The sequence below is a fragment of the Candidatus Thiodiazotropha sp. AKIB8 genome (genome assembly GCF_058244675.1).
This window is the reverse complement of record NZ_JBSYOO010000034.1, coordinates 17606-34463: the sequence shown is the minus strand read 5'-3', so window position 1 is coordinate 34463 and position 16858 is coordinate 17606. Positions and strand designations below refer to the sequence as shown.

The following is a 16858-nucleotide window of genomic DNA, read 5'->3' as shown; positions in this document are numbered from 1 at the left end:
TGACTCTGAATTATATTTCCCGTAGGCTATGAGTTATGGTTATCGGATATGGATTGAAATAGATCTACATCAAGCTGCCAACGCTACGCTGTGGGTAAGGGGAACCCACGGAACAGCTGCTACAGCGATACCAACGGATAGTATCGATAAAGTGATTTCCTCAGCCTACCGGGATTTACCAGAAGATATGTATGCAATGCGCCAGTATGGCCATAGTGGTGAAGGTGTTGTTGTCTACTATACGTTAACAGCGATACATGGTGATGGCAGTGGCCAGCAGCGTCGTATCTGGTTTCCTTTGAGCGATAAGGAAAAGCTCAAACATTGGTTCGATATTCTGTGATTTAGAGATTGATGGTGTACGATCTATTAGAGAGTTTTTTCTCAAAGTAACTTACAGCTATGCCATTAACTTAGATCACTATCTTGTTAACGAATTAATTTTGTTTAATTCTCAATATCGAGTGAGGTTTGAGATAAAAAGCATTAGCCGCACAGGATGAGGGGCTGCAACTACTTCCATAGAAAAAAGAGTTAATAGGTTCTCGCGCTTTTAAAGCGATGTTTATTTCCCTCGTATTAAGTATTGAAACGTAACAGGTAAAATCCATCAATCCTTATTGTTCCGATATTTGATGCGGATGATGGTGTTGATGAACGTCCCCCCCTTCCTCAAGCCATTCTCCCGCAACTAGGAGAGAGGAGAGTATCCTTCGCGCTCAACTTTACTTTTCTGTCAATACCTAACTGCAATAGATCTACTCCCTATGAGTGCAAGTCTCTAATGCTCCAGTCAGGTAGTTATATTACAAACAATATAACACTGATAAATAGGAAAAAAGTGATGGATAGTTGATCTTGGTCAGTCGGCTGTAACCTTAATTGGACATTGGTGTCATGAATATTAGCCATACTTAAAGTTACTAAAGTATCTGTTTAGTGATCAGCCGAAGAGAAGAATTGGAACAAGTATCAGAATATCTGATGATTGATATAGATTTTAGTAATAAAGCAATGGGGGTATGCGAAAGCCATTATTTATTTGCATAAGGTTTTATCGAAAATATCTATGAGTAAAAACAAAATCAATCCACTAGGGTCTAGATAGAAAGACCATAACGATCGCCAGGAGCAAACAGTGGAACATCGCTACTATCCACGCATGAAAGTGTCCCTGGATGTTGATGTCTTCAAAAAAGACAATCATATTGGAAGAATGACAACTAAAGATATCAGTCTTGGAGGGATGAAGCTTCAAAGCGATAGCCTATCTTTGGGACTGAATGGAGTAGTTTTACTGAGAATACTGATTCAAGGTGAGAAATATCTAATAAGTGGTTTTGTAGTTCACAACTCCAAAGAAACAACTGGAATCATGTTTTATGGTATGAGCAGGGATACAACCCGAGCCTATTTCAAACTCCTCAGTGAGTTGGATATACCCCTGCAAAGGGCACTCGTAGAATCAGATATTAGATCTGATTAATTTGAGGTTTGTTCAAGCAAACACTGAGTATTCTGCTTCAAGCCTATTTCTGTGGAATGGACAGCATGGTTTTCAATAACATCACTGAAGTCTGGATAACCAAGCTTCCGCAGTAACCTTTGTTACTTCCAATACCTGCCCTGGAAATAATCCAAAGATCAACACCAGGAGTGAAAACACCATCATGGTAATAAGCTCACGGGGTCGCAGGTCTTGGGCTGTGCGAACCTGGTTGTCGGTGAGTGGCCCATAAAAACATTTTCGATAGCTGTTCAGCAGATAGCCTGCACCGATAATCATTCCGAAGAGTGCTGCCAGTCCGGCGCCTGTGTGGGTGTTCAGTGCGCTGATCAGTATCAGCAACTCTGCAGGGAATCCACTGGTGCCCGGTATGCCGAGTGAGGCGAGTCCAAGGAACATGAAGAAGGCGGCAAGCAGGGGCATGGATTGAGCTGCGCCCCCCAGGTGGATCAGATCGGTTGATCCTAATCGATGATGTAGATAGCCGGTCAACAGAAAGAGTCCGCCGGCGATAATTACAAAATTGTAGAGTTGGAAAACTGCCCCTTGCAGGCCTTGTTGATTAAAAGCGGCTAAGCCCAGTACCACTAAACCGACATGGCTCATGGAGGAGTAGGCGAGCATGCGTCGCAGGTTGGTTTGATTCAGTGCCGCCAAGGCACCATAAAGAATTCCGATTACACCGAGTCCGGCGAGTAACCAGTGGAGTTCCTGTGCCGCTGTCGGTGCCAGGGGGATTGCAAAGCGAATCAATCCGTAAGCGCCAAGTTTTAAACCAACCAGCAGTGCTGCGATAGGAACCGGCCCTTCGAGTGCAACAATCGGTAGCCAGGTGTGGAGTGGGAAGAGGGGTGTTTTGACTGCAAAACCGAACAATAGAAAGAGAAATACAACAGTTTCCAAACCCATGGGTAGTGGGGTGTCGATCAGGGTCAGGTAGTCAAATGAGAGCCCGGCGGGTGGTGTTGCCCCCATGATCTCTGCGTGATTGATCGCCAATACAGTGAATGCCAACAGCAGTGGTATGCCACCAGCCAACATGAACAGGGTGTATTTGGTAGCTGCATAGCGGCGATGGGGACCAATGCCCCACAAGCTGATAAGAAAGTAGAGCGGCGCGAGGGTGAGTTCCCAAAAGAGAAAAAAAGCCAGGGTGTCGATACTCATAAAGACACCGAGTGTGGCCGTGGCAAATAGCAGCAGCAGGCTGAAGTAGACCGGCGTCAGGTTTTGAATGCGATTCCAGGATGCCAGGGTTACAGCAATAAACAGAATAATCGTCAGTGGCAGAAAGGGTGCTGAGATGCCATCGATGCCAAATCTGAAATGGGCATCCACAGCTGGTATCCAGGGGTATTGCTCAACGAACTGAAAATTGCTGCTTTGTGTATCCAGAAGTAGTAGCGCCGAGAGTGCGGGTATCAGAGCCAGGCTCAAAGTTACCAGTGCCGTTACTCTTGGTTTTACCCAAGGCAATAACCATATGGCTATGACACCGACCAGGGGTAATAGCAGTAGCGTGGAGAGCAGCGGCAGGTTCATGAGTGTTTCAATTCGGCCCATAGTGGATGCATCTCAATGGGATGAGTAGAGGGCACTGAGTGCCGACAATGGTTGGTCAATGAGCTTCAGCCATGGCTCGATATAGAATCCTGCACTTAGCAGTACAAGCACCAATGCGCTGACCACAAAGACTTCAGACTTGGACACCGATATTATCTGAAAGGGGCGCACGCCACTGGGGCGTGGGGCAAGAAATGCCCTTTGAAAGGCCCACAACAAAAAGCCGGCAGCGACAACATTTCCCAGTGCTGAAGCGATTGTTACCAGGGCGCCAAATTCATGAATTGCAGATTCGAGAATCAGATGCACTGCATCGAAGCCGGGGGTGCCTGGCATGCCGATGATGGCCAGACCGCCAATGAGAAATGTGATACCTAAAAAGGGCAGGGTATCGAACAGACCGCCCAGGTTTTTCAGCAGTGTGGTTTGGGTTCGGCGATAGAGCAGTCCGGTGGTGAAGACCAGGGCCGCAAGAGCCAGTCCAAAGGTCACTGAGAGGATAACGCTCCCCATAAATGCAGCGTGCTCAAGACTGAACACCCCAAGGATCAGGATGCCGGTGTGTGAAATTACGGCATAGGCCAGCAGGCGGCGCAGATTATCCTGCATCATGGCGAGAAAAGCCGCATAGAAAATACCGCAGAGGGCGAATGCAACCACATAGCTGTGCCATTCGATGACTGCTGTTGGCAGTAGTGGCAGCACAAACCGCAATAGTCCATAGATGCCGATTTTTAGACCAAGCAGCAGGGTTGGAGCTACTGCGACATTGCCATGCTCGGCCACCAGGGGTAGCCAGCCATGCAGAGGAAACAGGGGGGTGCGGATGGCAAGACCATAGAACAAAAGGAAAAAGGCGACTGATCTGAAGGTCTCTGAAACCGGTGCCTGGGCCAGTTGAATCAGATCGAAGGCCCAAACCCCCTGATGACTGTCTGCGTAGTTCCATCCCAACAGCAGGGTGCCCGTCACCAGAAGCAGGATACTGATCGACATGAATTGGAAAAAACGCCGCATCGCCATGTCTTTGTCCGGGGAGTTGCCCCAGCGCCAGAGCAGAAAACCGACGACACCGATCTGTATGGCAGAGAGCAGTACGAACATCAGCAGATTGAGGGTGACGAACATGCCCATCAGACAGGCCTGTACGGCAAAGATGCTCATGTAGAGATGGCTGAATGGTTTGAGTTCTCGAACTGTACCGTAGAGGATCACCAACAGGGTCAACAACCCGGTTAGAAGAATAAAGACGACGGATAGTCCATCCACTCCTGAGAGATAGGTCAGTGAGGAGAAGATCTGGGCTGTTTCACTGAACTGCATGCTGCTGATACTGCTGTCATAGTGACGCCATAGGTCTATCCCCAACAGCAGTTCCAACGAGGCTGCCAGGAGTCCTATTGGGACCAGCAGATTATGCCGACGCAATCCCCACATCACTACAACCGCCACCAGTGGCAGCAATTGCAGCAGGGTAAGAATTGGATAGCCGATTTGGTTCGACCAGTGGATGGTATCTATAGTCACCCCAGGCCCCCTTAGAGTATTACCGCAAAGGTCGCCATGACCAGAAGAAACAGATAGCGAGGTTCAGCCAGCAGTTGCTCAACTCGTTCCAACTGGGTTCCTATGCGACGCAAGGTTCCCCATAGACTTGCCCCACCTTCACGCAGCACCAGATGAGACTCGAACCAATAGAGTATATCTGCCAACCAGGCCATGATACGCCCGGCAACACCCGTGGCTTGATTTACGCCCTCTGTACCGTTTGTCTCATCACGTTGCATCGCTTGCCATTGACTCAGCGAAGAGACGCTGCGGGAGTAGACAGGGAGTCCAACCAGTCGGGTTACCACCTGCTCATCGAAAAACTGAACATCCCGTGCCAGGGAGTTTGTTGGCCTGACCAGTAGTACATCTGCCAGGGGATCGAGCCAGAATCGCTGTAATGATGCTCGATGCAGCCAGCTGTGATGTGCCAGCCATGAAGGGACGGGCGGGGTTGCCTGATCTATCTGATTCACCAATCCAGGGGAGGCAAGAAACTGGAATGCGCGCCATATGGCATGCAGTGCCAGGTGCCAGGCAGCCAGGGTAAACCAACCCATGCCACACCAGAAGAACATCCAGCCGACCTGAGTGGTTGTGGCGAACATCAGAGAGCTTTTGATATCGGTCTGACTCAGCCCGGAGAGCCAGCCGTAGGCGACCGTAAGTAATCCAAGCAGAGCCAGCAGGATCATGATTACTGGCGCCTGTTCAAGTAGCGGTGCGAGACGAATCATCAGTATCACACCGGCGTGTACCATCAGTGAGCCGTAGAAAATAGCGGATGTTGGGGTTGGGCCTTCGAGGGCTCTGGAGATCCAGGGAGAGAAGGGCAACTGGGCCGACTTGGCCAGGGCTGCGATGCTGAAGCCTGCCACCACTGCACCGGCCGCCAGGGTATCCAGTTCACTGCCGTGGTGCGCAATCTCAGGCCATTCAACACTGCCAAGCCAGTAGAGGGAGAGGGCGATTCCGAGGATGAAACCTGCATCGCCAATGCGATTGGTGACAAATACGCGCACCGCATTCTTGGTGGCAGTGGTTCGGTCGATGGCATAGCCGATCAGCAGATATGAAGTGACTCCGGCAATCTCCCAGCCGACGAAAGCCAGTACTGCATTACCAGCAATAACAATTAGTGACATGGCACCGGAGAAGAGGCTGAGGAGTATAAACAGACGCTGGAAGCCCGGTTCACGGTGTAGATAGTTGACTGAAAATTTCAGCGTCAAGAGAGCAATCAGGGTTACAACAGGAAGCAGTGAAAGACCCAGTGTATCGAGGCTGAAACTGATCGACAGCTTGACTTCGCCACTCTGGAACCACTCTCCAAAGGTGATCTGTCCAGGCGCGCCTTGCCAGAGGGCGAAGGCGGCTAATAACAGGCTGGCCAGGAATGAGATTGTTGCCCCAGCCAAGGCAACATGAGCAGTCTGATGTTCTCCCTGTTCACCACGATTACTATTCAGGATATAACCCAGACTGATCAGGCCGGCGGCCAACCAGTAGGCGAGAGGTACTATCAAAACAGCTTGTTCAACCATGGGCGCCCCCCTCTGCATGGGGTTCAATCAGAGCGGGAGAGATGGCTCCTGAATGACCGAGATACCACGCATCGGACCGTGCTACTTTGGCAACAGCTCTCTCATCCTCTGGTTGCCAGGGCACCCATCCCTGCTGAGGATTAAAGATATTCATTTCACCGTTCTCTGGATGCAGAGATACCAACTGCACCCAGGCATTCCCCACCAACTCCTGCACTGGGGGTTGTCGTTTGTAGATCATTGTCAGAATATCTGTTGTGGCTTCGACCACGACCAACAGTCGCATCGCTTCATGTATCTCGATCATTTGACGGGGAAGACCCGTTCTAAGATCAGAGCTGGCACCCTCCATAACACCCAGAAAACCGGTTACGTTGTGGGTTACCTTGGAGCCTGATCCATACAGCTCATTGTCAACGGTAGAGAAGTAGTATTCGAGGCTGATGCCGGCGCCAACGGCACCATTGATAAGTAGGTGGCGCTCCAGTATTTCACCCTCCGGATCCTGGGAGGCATCATAGGAGATGAGAAATGAGCGTCGGTCGAAAAATGCGCCACGACTGATACTGCGTCGACCGAAAAATGCACAGGCATTGGTTGCATGGCCCAACTCCGGGCGAGCTTGGGAGAAGTCGTTTGCTCGGGCGTTAACATGCTTCAAGGCCTGTTGTGGGCTTAGCTTATCTGAAGCGGAGGCAAAACGGCGGCAGCGCTCCTGGGCGTGTCGTTGACAGGCCAGTTGCATTGCCTGGTCAAGCTTTTCGACTTCCGGCTGCAGATTATCTGGAACCAGATCAAGGTCATACCAGAGGATGTGGTCACTGCAGGTATCGTGTTCGGCTCCGATGAACCAGCATCCCTCTGGAATATGAATGTCTCGCTCGGTAAGCAGCGTACGAACCTCGGGTCGGTTGGCCATGGCAGCGACCAGGCGGGCATTGGGACCACTGAATCGACCAGAGCAGGCACCGCAGTTGTAGGCCGAAGTATGGGGGTTGTTCTGATTCAGAGAGCCATGTCCGAGGATGGTGACAATCGAGGAGAAGTCACCTGTAAGGCCTGTGGCGCGTAGTAGTGTTTCTACCCGATCAGCCTGTTCCAGATCGGTAAAACCCTGGCGAGGGTTTTCGATGGTTGCTTCTGCGCTGTCATTAGGTGCGACAAAATCGATACGGGTGGTTGGCTCTTTTTCATACCCTTTTCTCAACCGTTGTTGCAACTCGCCGAACAGACCTGGGGCGACAATTTTACCAATTAATACAGGGATGGTTATTGGTGCTGCGAGGGCTGAGATTAAACCCGGCAGGAATAGACCCCGACGGGTCATCTGCAGTAACCGTTGATGACCCTGCTTGCGAAAGTTGTGACGCTGCCGATGTTCTGTTCCCAGGTCTGCCATCTCTTTTGCCGGCTCTTCACAAACCTGGTGAACAGGTATCACTGGTGCAGGAATGACTGGAGAGAGCGGGCTGCTCTTCTTATCATCCAGCCCTTTCCAGTTATGCGGGACATTGAAATGGGCCGCGGCCCCAAGGGTTTCTACTTCCGGATAGATCTCCTCAAGATGTCGGCGGATACCTTCCTCCCGGTCATCCATACAGAAGATCAGTTGCGCAGCAGGTATCTGTTTACGATCCGGCCAGGCGCCACGCCCATGATTTTGTGCCAGGGCTGTGAGTATTTTATCCCGATACTGTTTTTCATAGGCGCGTAACCAAAGATAGCCCTGGCGATCCTCATCCAGGCGCTGCAGAGTGTCAAAAATTGTTTGCACCTGTTCGAATGAGAGTTGGCGCACTTCGGCACCACATAAACCCAGGTGCTGGGCAAGCTGAAATAGTGGCCAGGCACCATCACAGAGGGTTGGGTGATGGCTTGTCTCGGACTGTCCGCTACTCAAACGCCAGGTCCAGATCAGCTGGGCAAGGTGTTTCCAGCGGGTTGAGCTGGCCAATGCTTCTTCCTGTTCCGGAGCATGTAGAGCCCGTTGAGCGCGACTGGCAATATACTCTGGCAAGCGGCTGTTGAAGAGCGCATCCCTGACGGTGAATTCATCGGTTTGATGCCTGAAATACCAGCGCAGCATGTCGAGGCTGGATTCAATTTGGAAATGCTGGGCACAGAGGTTATGGGCAAAAACTCTCTCCAGTACCAGGCGAACCGCGAGGTAGTCGATGATATCGATTTTCGCAGTGAGGTCTTCATAATCCGGGTGGTTGTGTCGCCATAGCACCATTCCTGACCAGCCTGGCAGCTCCAGTGCCAGACTCTCCAGGTAGCCCACCCAATACTTTCGATCAAGACCCATGCGATAGAGTTCGCTGATGATAGTTTCCAGGGGATCACTATCAAGCAGTTCGAAATGTTGTTCCCAGGCTTCGATGCCCATGAGATGCCAGCTGGGATCAGTTGCAGCCTGTTTTAGCCAGAAGTGGTAGAAACCACCGGCCTCAAAATCGGGCTGCCAGCTGGATACGCCCTGATCGAGAAAATTGGACAATCCTCTGATCAGCTGAGGTCGGATCTGTTCCAGCAGATCCTGACCCGTCAGGGAGAGCAGCAGATCGCGCATTGTTTTACCCTGACCAAGTTGATCCATCTGCTCAGCCAATCTTTCATGGGCTACGTTTTGCATCAATTGAGAGACGCTATCGGGGGATTCCTGGCTACTGCTTGCACCCTCAAGCAGATCATTCAGCAGGCTCTCTGCCAGTTCAGGGGCCAAGTCGAATAGCTCTTCAGGATGAGTAGGATCATAAGATATATTCAGCACAGAGAGACAGGCGGCCCATAGGTCTTCAACACTCGCTGATTCGTCCGTTAAGCCCTCAGTGGTTGCGTCATTGAGAAGTTGCTTACGGGCAGTTTCAGGTAGCTCTGGGTTGAGCTTGTGTAGTGCATCTGTCTCTTCGATCTGCCAGTTGAGCTGACAGCTTGAAACACTCAGCGGTGGCATGGTCAATGCCGCGAGATAGAGATCACTGCATTTCAACTCATAGCGGCCGGTCTTTGCCAGAATCTGGTTTGGCTGTAACTCGGTCTCTTCTTCAATACACGCTTTCAAGTCATTGAGATTTATTCGCCCCTGACGGAGTAGCATCTGATACTGCTGCAGTGGGAGGTAGCCCCTTGCGCCGGTTAGTCGACGGGCTGTCGCTAAGGCTTCCGGAAAGGGGAGGTGTTGATATCCGTGTAGTGTATTGTGGTGGACGAAATCCCGTATTGGCGCCTGACTTGGCAGGCTGTGATCCAGATGCTCAACGGCTTCTCTGATTTGCTGACGGATATCTTGGCTTTGTGCTTGTTGCATACCGTCCCTCACAATTTGAATAATTCAGAGAGCTGGGTTGCTGAGGCATTAACCAGATTCAACACAGGAGTCGGCAGGAAACCGAACAGCAGGGTAAAGGCTGCCAGGGTACCTGCTGCGAGCAGTTCGGATGGTCTTAGATCCTGGACATCCTGCATGTCTGGACGTACTGGACCGGTAAACAGGTAACTGATAGTGCGTACAGCGTAGGCTGCACTAAGCAGTACCCCAAGGGTCAGTAGTGCTGCCCCCCAGCCCCAACGGGAAAAAGCGCCTATTAAGGTATTCAATTCTGCTACAAACCCCGCTGTTCCCGGTAGGGAGACTGCGGCGATGAATGCGAGTGTGGTAAAAAAGGCAAACCTGGGCATTACCCTGACCAGAGAGCTGTAGTCCATGACATTTCTGGTATGGGTTCTTTCGTAGAGCAGTCCGATTAACAGAAACAGTGATCCTGCGACGAGGCCGTGGGCCACCATCTGCATCAATGCACCATGCAGTCCGGCAAGATTCAGGGCTGCAATGCCAAGAAGAACAACCCCCATGTGACTGATTGATGAGTAAGCGATCATAGCTTTGAGGTCACTGTGTCGCCAGGCGAGCAGGCCACCATAAATCAGACTGATAAATGCGAGCATGGCGAGAACTTCCTGAAGTGCCATCACCGCTTCAGGCAGCATACCTGCTGCACGGATCAACCCATAGGAACCCATCTTGAGTAAGATGCCTGAAAGTAGAATCGATACCGGGCTGGGGGCCTCCACATGAGCCAGCGGTAACCAGCCGTGGAGTGGGAAGATCGGCATTTTGACGCCAAAACCGATTAACAACCCCAGAAAAATCAGTATCTGGGTTTGTTGGGGAAGCAGGCGGCTGCTTTCGCTCATGTCTGCCATGGCAAAACTGTGACCAGGTGCTGAATCGAACAAAACCAGCAGACTGATCAGCATGAACACCGATCCACCCATCGTATAGAGCACGAAGTTCAAGGCGGCACCATGACGGTTCTGGCCACCCCATCGGTCGATCAGGAAAAACAGCGGAATCAGGGTCAGTTCCCAGAAGACATAGAACAGTGACCAGTCCTGAGCCAGAAATACACCGAGCATTGCTGATTCCAGAAGCAGGATCAGAATATAGTAGCCTTTGACACTCTGGCGGATAGAGCTGGAAGCGAGCAGAGCAACAAAACTCAGTAGCGTGGCGAGCAGCACCATGGGGTATGAAAAACCGTCCAGCCCCAGGGTGAAGGTCGTACCAAGCCTGGTATTCCACTCAGTTTGATGGATAAATTGAATACCGGCCTGGTTGTGGTCGAAGGCAGATAAGTAGGACCAGGCCAGCGCCATCGTGGCACCTGAGGCTATCAATGCTGTTATGCGAATCAGTCGCGATTGCTCTCGCGGCATTACCAGCAGGGTAACCACACCAATAAATGGTATCAGCATCAGATAGATGAGGTTAGGCATGAGCACCTGCCAGCTGACTCAGCGTCAGATATCTGCGCCAGTCATGGGACGAACTGATGCTCATCAGCTTCTATCAGCAGCGACCGGAGACCTCAGTGGACAGGTGGTGCGGTCGTAACTGTCACCCAGTTCATCCCAGACATGGTTGAGCGCCAGGCCAATACGGGAGTGGAAAGTGGTGTCGCCCATTTTGTCTTTCAGGCCGGTACGGCGGATAGTGTCCATGAACTGCTTCTTCATCCTGGCCACAATCAGGGTGATACCCTGAGCCTGCAGTCGCTCCCAAAGATGGTGCAGCACTTCCTCGCCGGTGGCATCGATCTGGTTGATGCCTTCTCCATCGAGAATAATGTATTTGAGCTTTGGATTTTCAGCCACTACGCCGAGAATTTTGGTTTCAAAATAGCCGGCACTGGCAAAGTAGAGGGAGCCATCGAATCTCACAATGGAAATCAGCGGACTGGTTTGAAGCTTGCGTACTCGGATATCCCGCATGGTGCCATCTTTGTAACGGGATAACTGAGCAAAACGGGGACGCATGGTACGCCACAAAAAGAGTCCAAGTGAGAGTAACACTCCGACCATGATGCCTTTGTCGAGATGGGGGGCAAACAGCAGTGTCAGAACAAAGGTCACCACCGCCACGACAGCGTCGTGGGGTTGGGCTTTCCAGGCATGGATGATTGGGCCGACTTTGATCAGGTTAACAACCGCCATGATGATCACCGCCGCCAGAGTGGCCTGTGGCAGATGAAACAGCAGTGGGGTCAAAAAGATCAAGGTGATTGCTACCACCGCCCCGGTGACAATTGAGGAAAACCCGGTGATTGCACCGGCGTTGATATTAACCGCTGAGCGTGAAAAGGAACCTGATACCGGGTATCCCGAGAACATACCGGAGAAGACATTGGAAAGACCCTGGCCAATCAGTTCCTGATTGGCATTGAGACGCTGCCGGGTTTGTGCGGCCATCGCCTTGGCAATAGAGATCGCTTCCATGAAACCGATCAGCGAAATGGTGATGGCTGTCGGGATCAGGGTCCAGATGGTGGTCAGTTCCATGGTTGGAATGGCCAGGCTTGGCAGGCCATCGGGGATGGTTCCTACCACCTTGCCACTCGATTCAGAGAAGTTGGTCAACCAGGCTAATACGGTGGTGACGACCACCGCGATCAACACCCCGGGCAGTGTAGGATAGAAGCGCTTTATGCCCCACATGATGCCAAATGCAATCAACGCGATCAGCAGGGTAGGGTAGTGAGTGCCTTCAAAGGCAGCTAGCATGGTATTCCAGACAGTTTCATAGTGGTGTTCAGATCGATCAGCATGAACCCCAAAAACTTTGCCCAGTTGTGAGGTGGCGATGATCAATGCACCGGCATTGGTAAATCCAACCACTACTGGATGGGAGAGAAAATCGACCAGAACCCCGAGTTTAAACAGGCCTAGAAACATCTGAAATATGCCAACCATCAGCGCCAGGAGCATGGCGTAAGCCAGATAGGTATCAGCTGAAGTGGCGAGGGGTTCGAGTGCAGCAGCGGTCATCAGTGACACTACCGCCACAGGGCCGGTAGCCAGCTGTCTTGAGGAACCAAACAGAGCAGCAACCATTGGCGGTAGAAACGAGGCGTAGAGCCCATAGTAGACAGGTAGTCCGGCCAGTTGGGCATAGGCCATGGATTGAGGCACCAGCACCAGGGCGACAGTGATACCTGCAATAATATCGGCTCGTACCGTGTCTTTGTTTCTAAGTTCGCCGATCCATTGCAGATAAGGTACAAACGCGTGCTTCCAGCCCGCCATCAGACTCAGTACATGATCCCACATTGTTGTTTTCACCCACCTAAATTGCCGCTTACATCTTCATCTGGCGTGATGAGCAGCACCGCGGGTCAATCGATCAAGCCAAGTCGTACCTGGCTTCACTAAATTGCCTTGCTTTTTAGTTATTCACGGATGCGCGATCGTACTGCATTGTAAGCTGTTGTTATACCTTTTCAGTCTAGAAATACTACTACTAGAGCTGATCAAGGTTAATGGAATCACGCTAAAAATGAAAGTGATATTACGATTATCGGTCTCTGCTATTTTAATGAATAGAGGGTATTTTGGTCGGTTATTCCAGGTTTCTTTTTCTTCTCGACAAGGTTGTCTGCTCAATTGGTGACATGAAGGAATGAGTGCTGATGGCCGTGGTGTGAAACCCATTTATATTGAATTCGAGGCGGCAACAGGGTTTTTTTGCACCTCCCTGATTGTAAATTTTCTCTCAATTCAGCTCAGAGTTGTAACGTTTTGATGATCTTAATCTTTTCTTAAGAAAATAACCCCATTGCCGTTAAATCGCATACAACATAACAATGATAAATGATTATTAAAGAACTCGGAGAAGTAATGCGATGATCGGCGCTGATTTTTCTATACGTGCGAAGTTGATGACAGTTACGGCTATCGCCTCGGCACTTTTTATTTTCGCGCTCTACTATACCCTTGTTGGCACTGATCGGGTCAGCCAGCATTTCACCAATTTTATCGAGCAGGATCAGAAACGGATTGAGTTACTGAGAACCATGCAGGCTGAGGGTTCACAGGTGGTTATTGCGGCAGCAAAAAAACTTATGGTGCCGGAGCTGGCTCCCCCTGCCAAGGTCGCCGCCAAGGCAGCAGAGCAGTTTAATCGGGCTTTGAAAGGGGCGGAAGTGCTCTATGCCGGAGATTCTGCAGGTCTTGAAAAAGTACGCATGATATCTGAACTCTGGGCCCAATGTGTGCCGAGTGCACTGGCTGTTATCAAACAGGTAGAGGCGGGCAATCTGCAAGATGCCAAGACTCAATTTACCAGCAAGGTACAGAAGAGCTGGGGGAGTATCCGCAAGCAGTTACAACCTCTGATTATTGCAGAGACTGAACGTGTCATTGAGACTCAGCAGGCGGTTAAAGAGGAGGTAGACAATACTTTTATGACCGGTACTGGTCTGGGTATTGTGGCACTCATCTGTGGTCTGTTACTCAATTTTCTGAACAGTCGCAATATTGTACTCAGTATTCACCGAGTTGCAGACAGATTGGAAGAGATTGGCGCAGGAGATGGGGATCTGACAAAACGTCTACCTTTGGAAGGTGGTGTCGAGTTGGAAAGACTTTCAGCTGGCTTTAATCAATTTGCATCGGAGACACAAAGTCTGGTGCGGAAAGTTGCCGAATCCTCCCATCAGATGAATAGTTTTTCATCAGAACTGGCAACTGTTGCGAAAACTTCCAAAGCTACCGCTGACTATCAGGATGATGCGATGAGGCAGGTGGCAACAGCAATGACTGAGATGACGGCCACTGTAAAAAATGTAGCAGAGAGTGCTGCCAGTGCGGCAGCTGCAGCTGAAAATGCTGATCGGCAAGCGGCGGATGGCAGTCATGTGGTTGAGAAGACGCTGCAATCGATTGAAGGTCTCTCCCAAGGGGTTGACCGGGCGAGTGCCGAAATGAAGGCCCTTGAAGAAGAGACAGCCCAGGTCGGTGTTGTGGTGTCGGTGATTAAAGGCATTGCAGAACAGACCAATCTGTTAGCCTTGAACGCAGCTATCGAGGCTGCCAGAGCTGGAGAAATGGGACGCGGTTTTGCAGTGGTTGCAGATGAGGTGAGAACGTTAGCCAGTCGTACCCAGACCTCCACTCGTGAGATCAATGAGATCATCGAGCGATTGCAAGAGGGGGCACGTAAAACTGCCTCAAAGATGGAGGAGCGACGCGATGATGCAATGGAAACACTCAATCAGGCATCTCAGGCAGGCATTGCTTTGAAAGAGATAACAGAGGTTGTGCACAATATCAGGGATATGAATGTTGAGATTGCCAGCGCTGCGGAAGAGCAAGAGGCGGTCTCTTTAGAGATAGAAAAAAATACAGCCAGTGTTGGTGAGTTATCCCAACAGAACAAAACTTCAACTGCACAGACGGAAGCAACAGGATTGGAACTTCATGGGATTTCCACACAGATATCTCAGTTGGTTGGGCGGTTTAAAGTGGACTGATATCAGTTTTGAATCACTGTTGTCCCACAAAATTGATTTGGCCTGTTCAATTCAGATAGTGGTGGTTGGTAATTATCCGAAACTAGTGAATTTCTAATGCCTTATGGTTGGGCCGGGCCCCACTCTGCACAGGGTTAATAGTATTGCGCTCTGATCATCAGAGCAGACTCTACCTCTAACCATCTGCAGGCATATTACGGCTAATCTGCATAGCTGGTGAAGTTCAGTAGTCAATTTTAAAGAGATGAGTGTGCTGTTAGAAGAATTAAAAAGTGTGCCCTCGACTTTTTATGAAGCAATTAACACTCTGAGGGCGTAATAGATCTGTAATTATCACTAAACAATGTTAAGTTTCTGTTAGTTGTAACGCTATATGTTTTGAACTTTTCTGGACGAATATGTTTAGGGGTATTCAGTGAATCTTACATCCTGGGATAAAATTATATCCAATTTCACCATGGTCTTGTTACTTCTTGTTTCCAGCTATGCACATGCTGGCAAGCCCCTTCTGGAGGGTGGCAGGACAGTTGGTGTTGCTGTACTTGCATCAGATGGTACCGCCTGGAGTTGGGGTGAGAATAGTCGTGGGGAGTTGGGTAACAATTTAGCCACTGACAGTGTTATACCAGTTCAGGCTCTCGATATTGCAAATATTGTCGATCTGTCTGTTGGTGATTTCTACTCCTGGACAGCTGCGGCATTAGCGGATGGTACTGTGTGGATTTGGGGTAACGTACTCGGACGAATGACTCAGTATATGCCCTATCAGGTTAGTGGTTTCACTGACATTGTGGATGTGGCTGCCGGGCCATGGCCTATGGCCGCGGTACGTTCTGATGGTACCCTGTGGGAATATGCGCTAAACAGTATATACAATGATGATGAGCCGAGACAGATCGAGGGTGTTACCAATGCGGTTGCTGTCGCTGCATCTCTAAACAATCCTTATGTGTTGTTGAATGATGGTACGGTCTGGACCTGGGAAGAGGTTTCGGTATTTGATGATAGTTTGGGACGTTCTGTAATGGTCGATGAACTGACTCAAATTGAAGGCCTGGTCGACATCGTGCAGATTGATGGTGGATACAATCATGCACTAGCTCTGCGCGCTGACGGCACTTTGTGGGCCTGGGGTGACAACGATTATGGTCAACTGGGTGACGGCACCTTTGAAGATAGTGTAAGTGCCAGACAGGTATTGGAGCTGACCGGCGTATACGATATTTCAGCCGGTAACCGACAGAGTGCAGCGGTGCTTTCTGATGGCACTGTGTGGACATGGGGCCGCTGGAAAGACTATTTGAAAGATTATGCATCCACTCCTGAGCAGGTTTTAGGGTTCACCACTGCTGTACAGGTCTCGACAGGCGATGAATTAGGTGGCCTGGTGATGGATAGTGATGGTGATGTGTTGCAGTATGATGGCTCAACAGTATCAGCAATTCCGGATTCTGATGATATCGGCCTGCTGAATGTTGGGCCTGTAATGGAGTCTCAAATTCCCAGCGCATGCAGACCCACTTATTTCATGAATGGAAAATTACGCCTGCCATGCGTTTCACTTGGTGGGGAAAATATCCTCGATGTGGAACTCTCCCTGCAACCGAATAGTGGCCTTCAGTTCTCAGTAGATTCAGTCATTACGAATCCTGTGGCAACACAATCGATGCGGGATTGTACGGTTAACTATGCCAATGGCGATGCAGACATATCTTGCCTGGTTGCCATTGATGTCACGTTAGGGTTGGACAGTCTACTGAATGTTATTTTGACTGTAGTGCCTGATTCAAATCTATTGTTGGATGTTACTCATTTAACTTCCTACTGATCGTTAACTCCGCAGCTATGCTGCGGAGTTAACTCATCTCTTTCTAGCTTATTCCATC

10 protein-coding genes are annotated in these 16858 nt (G+C 50.2%); 4 read left to right on the top strand and 6 right to left on the bottom strand.

Features of this window, described 5'->3' with window-relative positions; translation table 11 throughout:
- Positions 1–28: 28 nt before the first annotated feature.
- Both AC4IFB_RS10080 and AC4IFB_RS10075 read left to right on the top strand, forming a co-directional pair.
- Positions 29–343 carry a hypothetical protein gene (locus AC4IFB_RS10080; RefSeq protein ID WP_490780095.1) on the top strand — a complete coding sequence of 105 codons (315 nt, stop codon included), beginning with the start codon at positions 29–31 and terminating at the stop codon, positions 341–343.
- Positions 344–1138: 795 nt separating this feature from the next.
- On the top strand, positions 1139–1486 hold the full coding sequence (locus AC4IFB_RS10075) for a PilZ domain-containing protein (protein ID WP_490775337.1): 348 nt from the start codon (positions 1139–1141) through the stop codon (positions 1484–1486).
- An 81-nt stretch (positions 1487–1567) separates the two neighbouring features.
- On the opposite strand, the gene AC4IFB_RS10070 is transcribed toward AC4IFB_RS10075, so the two are convergent.
- The 6 genes from AC4IFB_RS10070 to AC4IFB_RS10045 all read right to left on the bottom strand — a co-directional run bounded on the left by AC4IFB_RS10070 (position 1568) and on the right by AC4IFB_RS10045 (position 12771).
- Entirely contained in the window at positions 1568–3070 is a 1503-nt protein-coding gene (locus AC4IFB_RS10070) for a complex I subunit 4 family protein (protein WP_490775336.1), read from the bottom strand.
- A 12-nt stretch (positions 3071–3082) separates the two neighbouring features.
- Entirely contained in the window at positions 3083–4597 is a 1515-nt protein-coding gene (locus AC4IFB_RS10065; protein WP_490775335.1) for a complex I subunit 4 family protein, read from the bottom strand.
- Positions 4598–4608: 11 nt separating this feature from the next.
- A complete protein-coding gene (locus AC4IFB_RS10060; RefSeq protein ID WP_490775334.1) occupies positions 4609–6162 on the bottom strand; it encodes a proton-conducting transporter transmembrane domain-containing protein in 1554 nt (517 codons plus the stop codon).
- Complete coding sequence (locus tag AC4IFB_RS10055; protein WP_490780094.1) at positions 6155–9472, bottom strand: DUF2309 domain-containing protein; 3318 nt, start codon at positions 9470–9472, stop codon at positions 6155–6157. Before AC4IFB_RS10055 ends, AC4IFB_RS10060 begins: the two co-directional genes overlap by 8 nt.
- An 8-nt stretch (positions 9473–9480) precedes the next feature.
- Entirely contained in the window at positions 9481–10941 is a 1461-nt protein-coding gene (locus AC4IFB_RS10050) for a complex I subunit 4 family protein (RefSeq protein ID WP_490775332.1), read from the bottom strand.
- Between the two features lie 63 nt (positions 10942–11004).
- Positions 11005–12771 carry a SulP family inorganic anion transporter gene (locus tag AC4IFB_RS10045; RefSeq protein ID WP_490775331.1) on the bottom strand — a complete coding sequence of 589 codons (1767 nt, stop codon included), beginning with the start codon at positions 12769–12771 and terminating at the stop codon, positions 11005–11007.
- 572 nt (positions 12772–13343) lie between these two features.
- Here AC4IFB_RS10045 and AC4IFB_RS10040 point away from each other — a divergent pair.
- Positions 13344–14972: a methyl-accepting chemotaxis protein gene (locus AC4IFB_RS10040; RefSeq protein ID WP_490775330.1), complete on the top strand. Its 1629-nt coding sequence runs from the start codon at positions 13344–13346 to the stop codon at positions 14970–14972.
- Positions 14973–15387: 415 nt separating this feature from the next.
- The gene (locus tag AC4IFB_RS10035; protein WP_490780093.1) at positions 15388–16800 is read left to right on the top strand and encodes an RCC1 domain-containing protein; all 1413 of its coding nucleotides are present in this window, start codon (positions 15388–15390) and stop codon (positions 16798–16800) included.
- The last annotated feature ends 58 nt before the right edge of the window (positions 16801–16858 follow it).

Excerpts from the sequence above, each read along its gene's own strand:
- AC4IFB_RS10060 (WP_490775334.1), bottom strand. The coding sequence starts at position 6,162 with ATGGTTGAACAAGCTGTTTTGATAGTACCTCTCGCCTACTGGTTGGCC.
- AC4IFB_RS10080 (WP_490780095.1), top strand. The coding sequence starts at position 29 with ATGAGTTATGGTTATCGGATATGGATTGAAATAGATCTACATCAAGCT.
- AC4IFB_RS10055 (WP_490780094.1), bottom strand. The coding sequence starts at position 9,472 with ATGCAACAAGCACAAAGCCAAGATATCCGTCAGCAAATCAGAGAAGCC.
- AC4IFB_RS10045 (WP_490775331.1), bottom strand. The coding sequence starts at position 12,771 with ATGTGGGATCATGTACTGAGTCTGATGGCGGGCTGGAAGCACGCGTTT.
- AC4IFB_RS10070 (WP_490775336.1), bottom strand. The coding sequence starts at position 3,070 with ATGGGCCGAATTGAAACACTCATGAACCTGCCGCTGCTCTCCACGCTA.
- AC4IFB_RS10040 (WP_490775330.1), top strand. The coding sequence starts at position 13,344 with ATGATCGGCGCTGATTTTTCTATACGTGCGAAGTTGATGACAGTTACG.
- AC4IFB_RS10050 (WP_490775332.1), bottom strand. The coding sequence starts at position 10,941 with ATGCCTAACCTCATCTATCTGATGCTGATACCATTTATTGGTGTGGTT.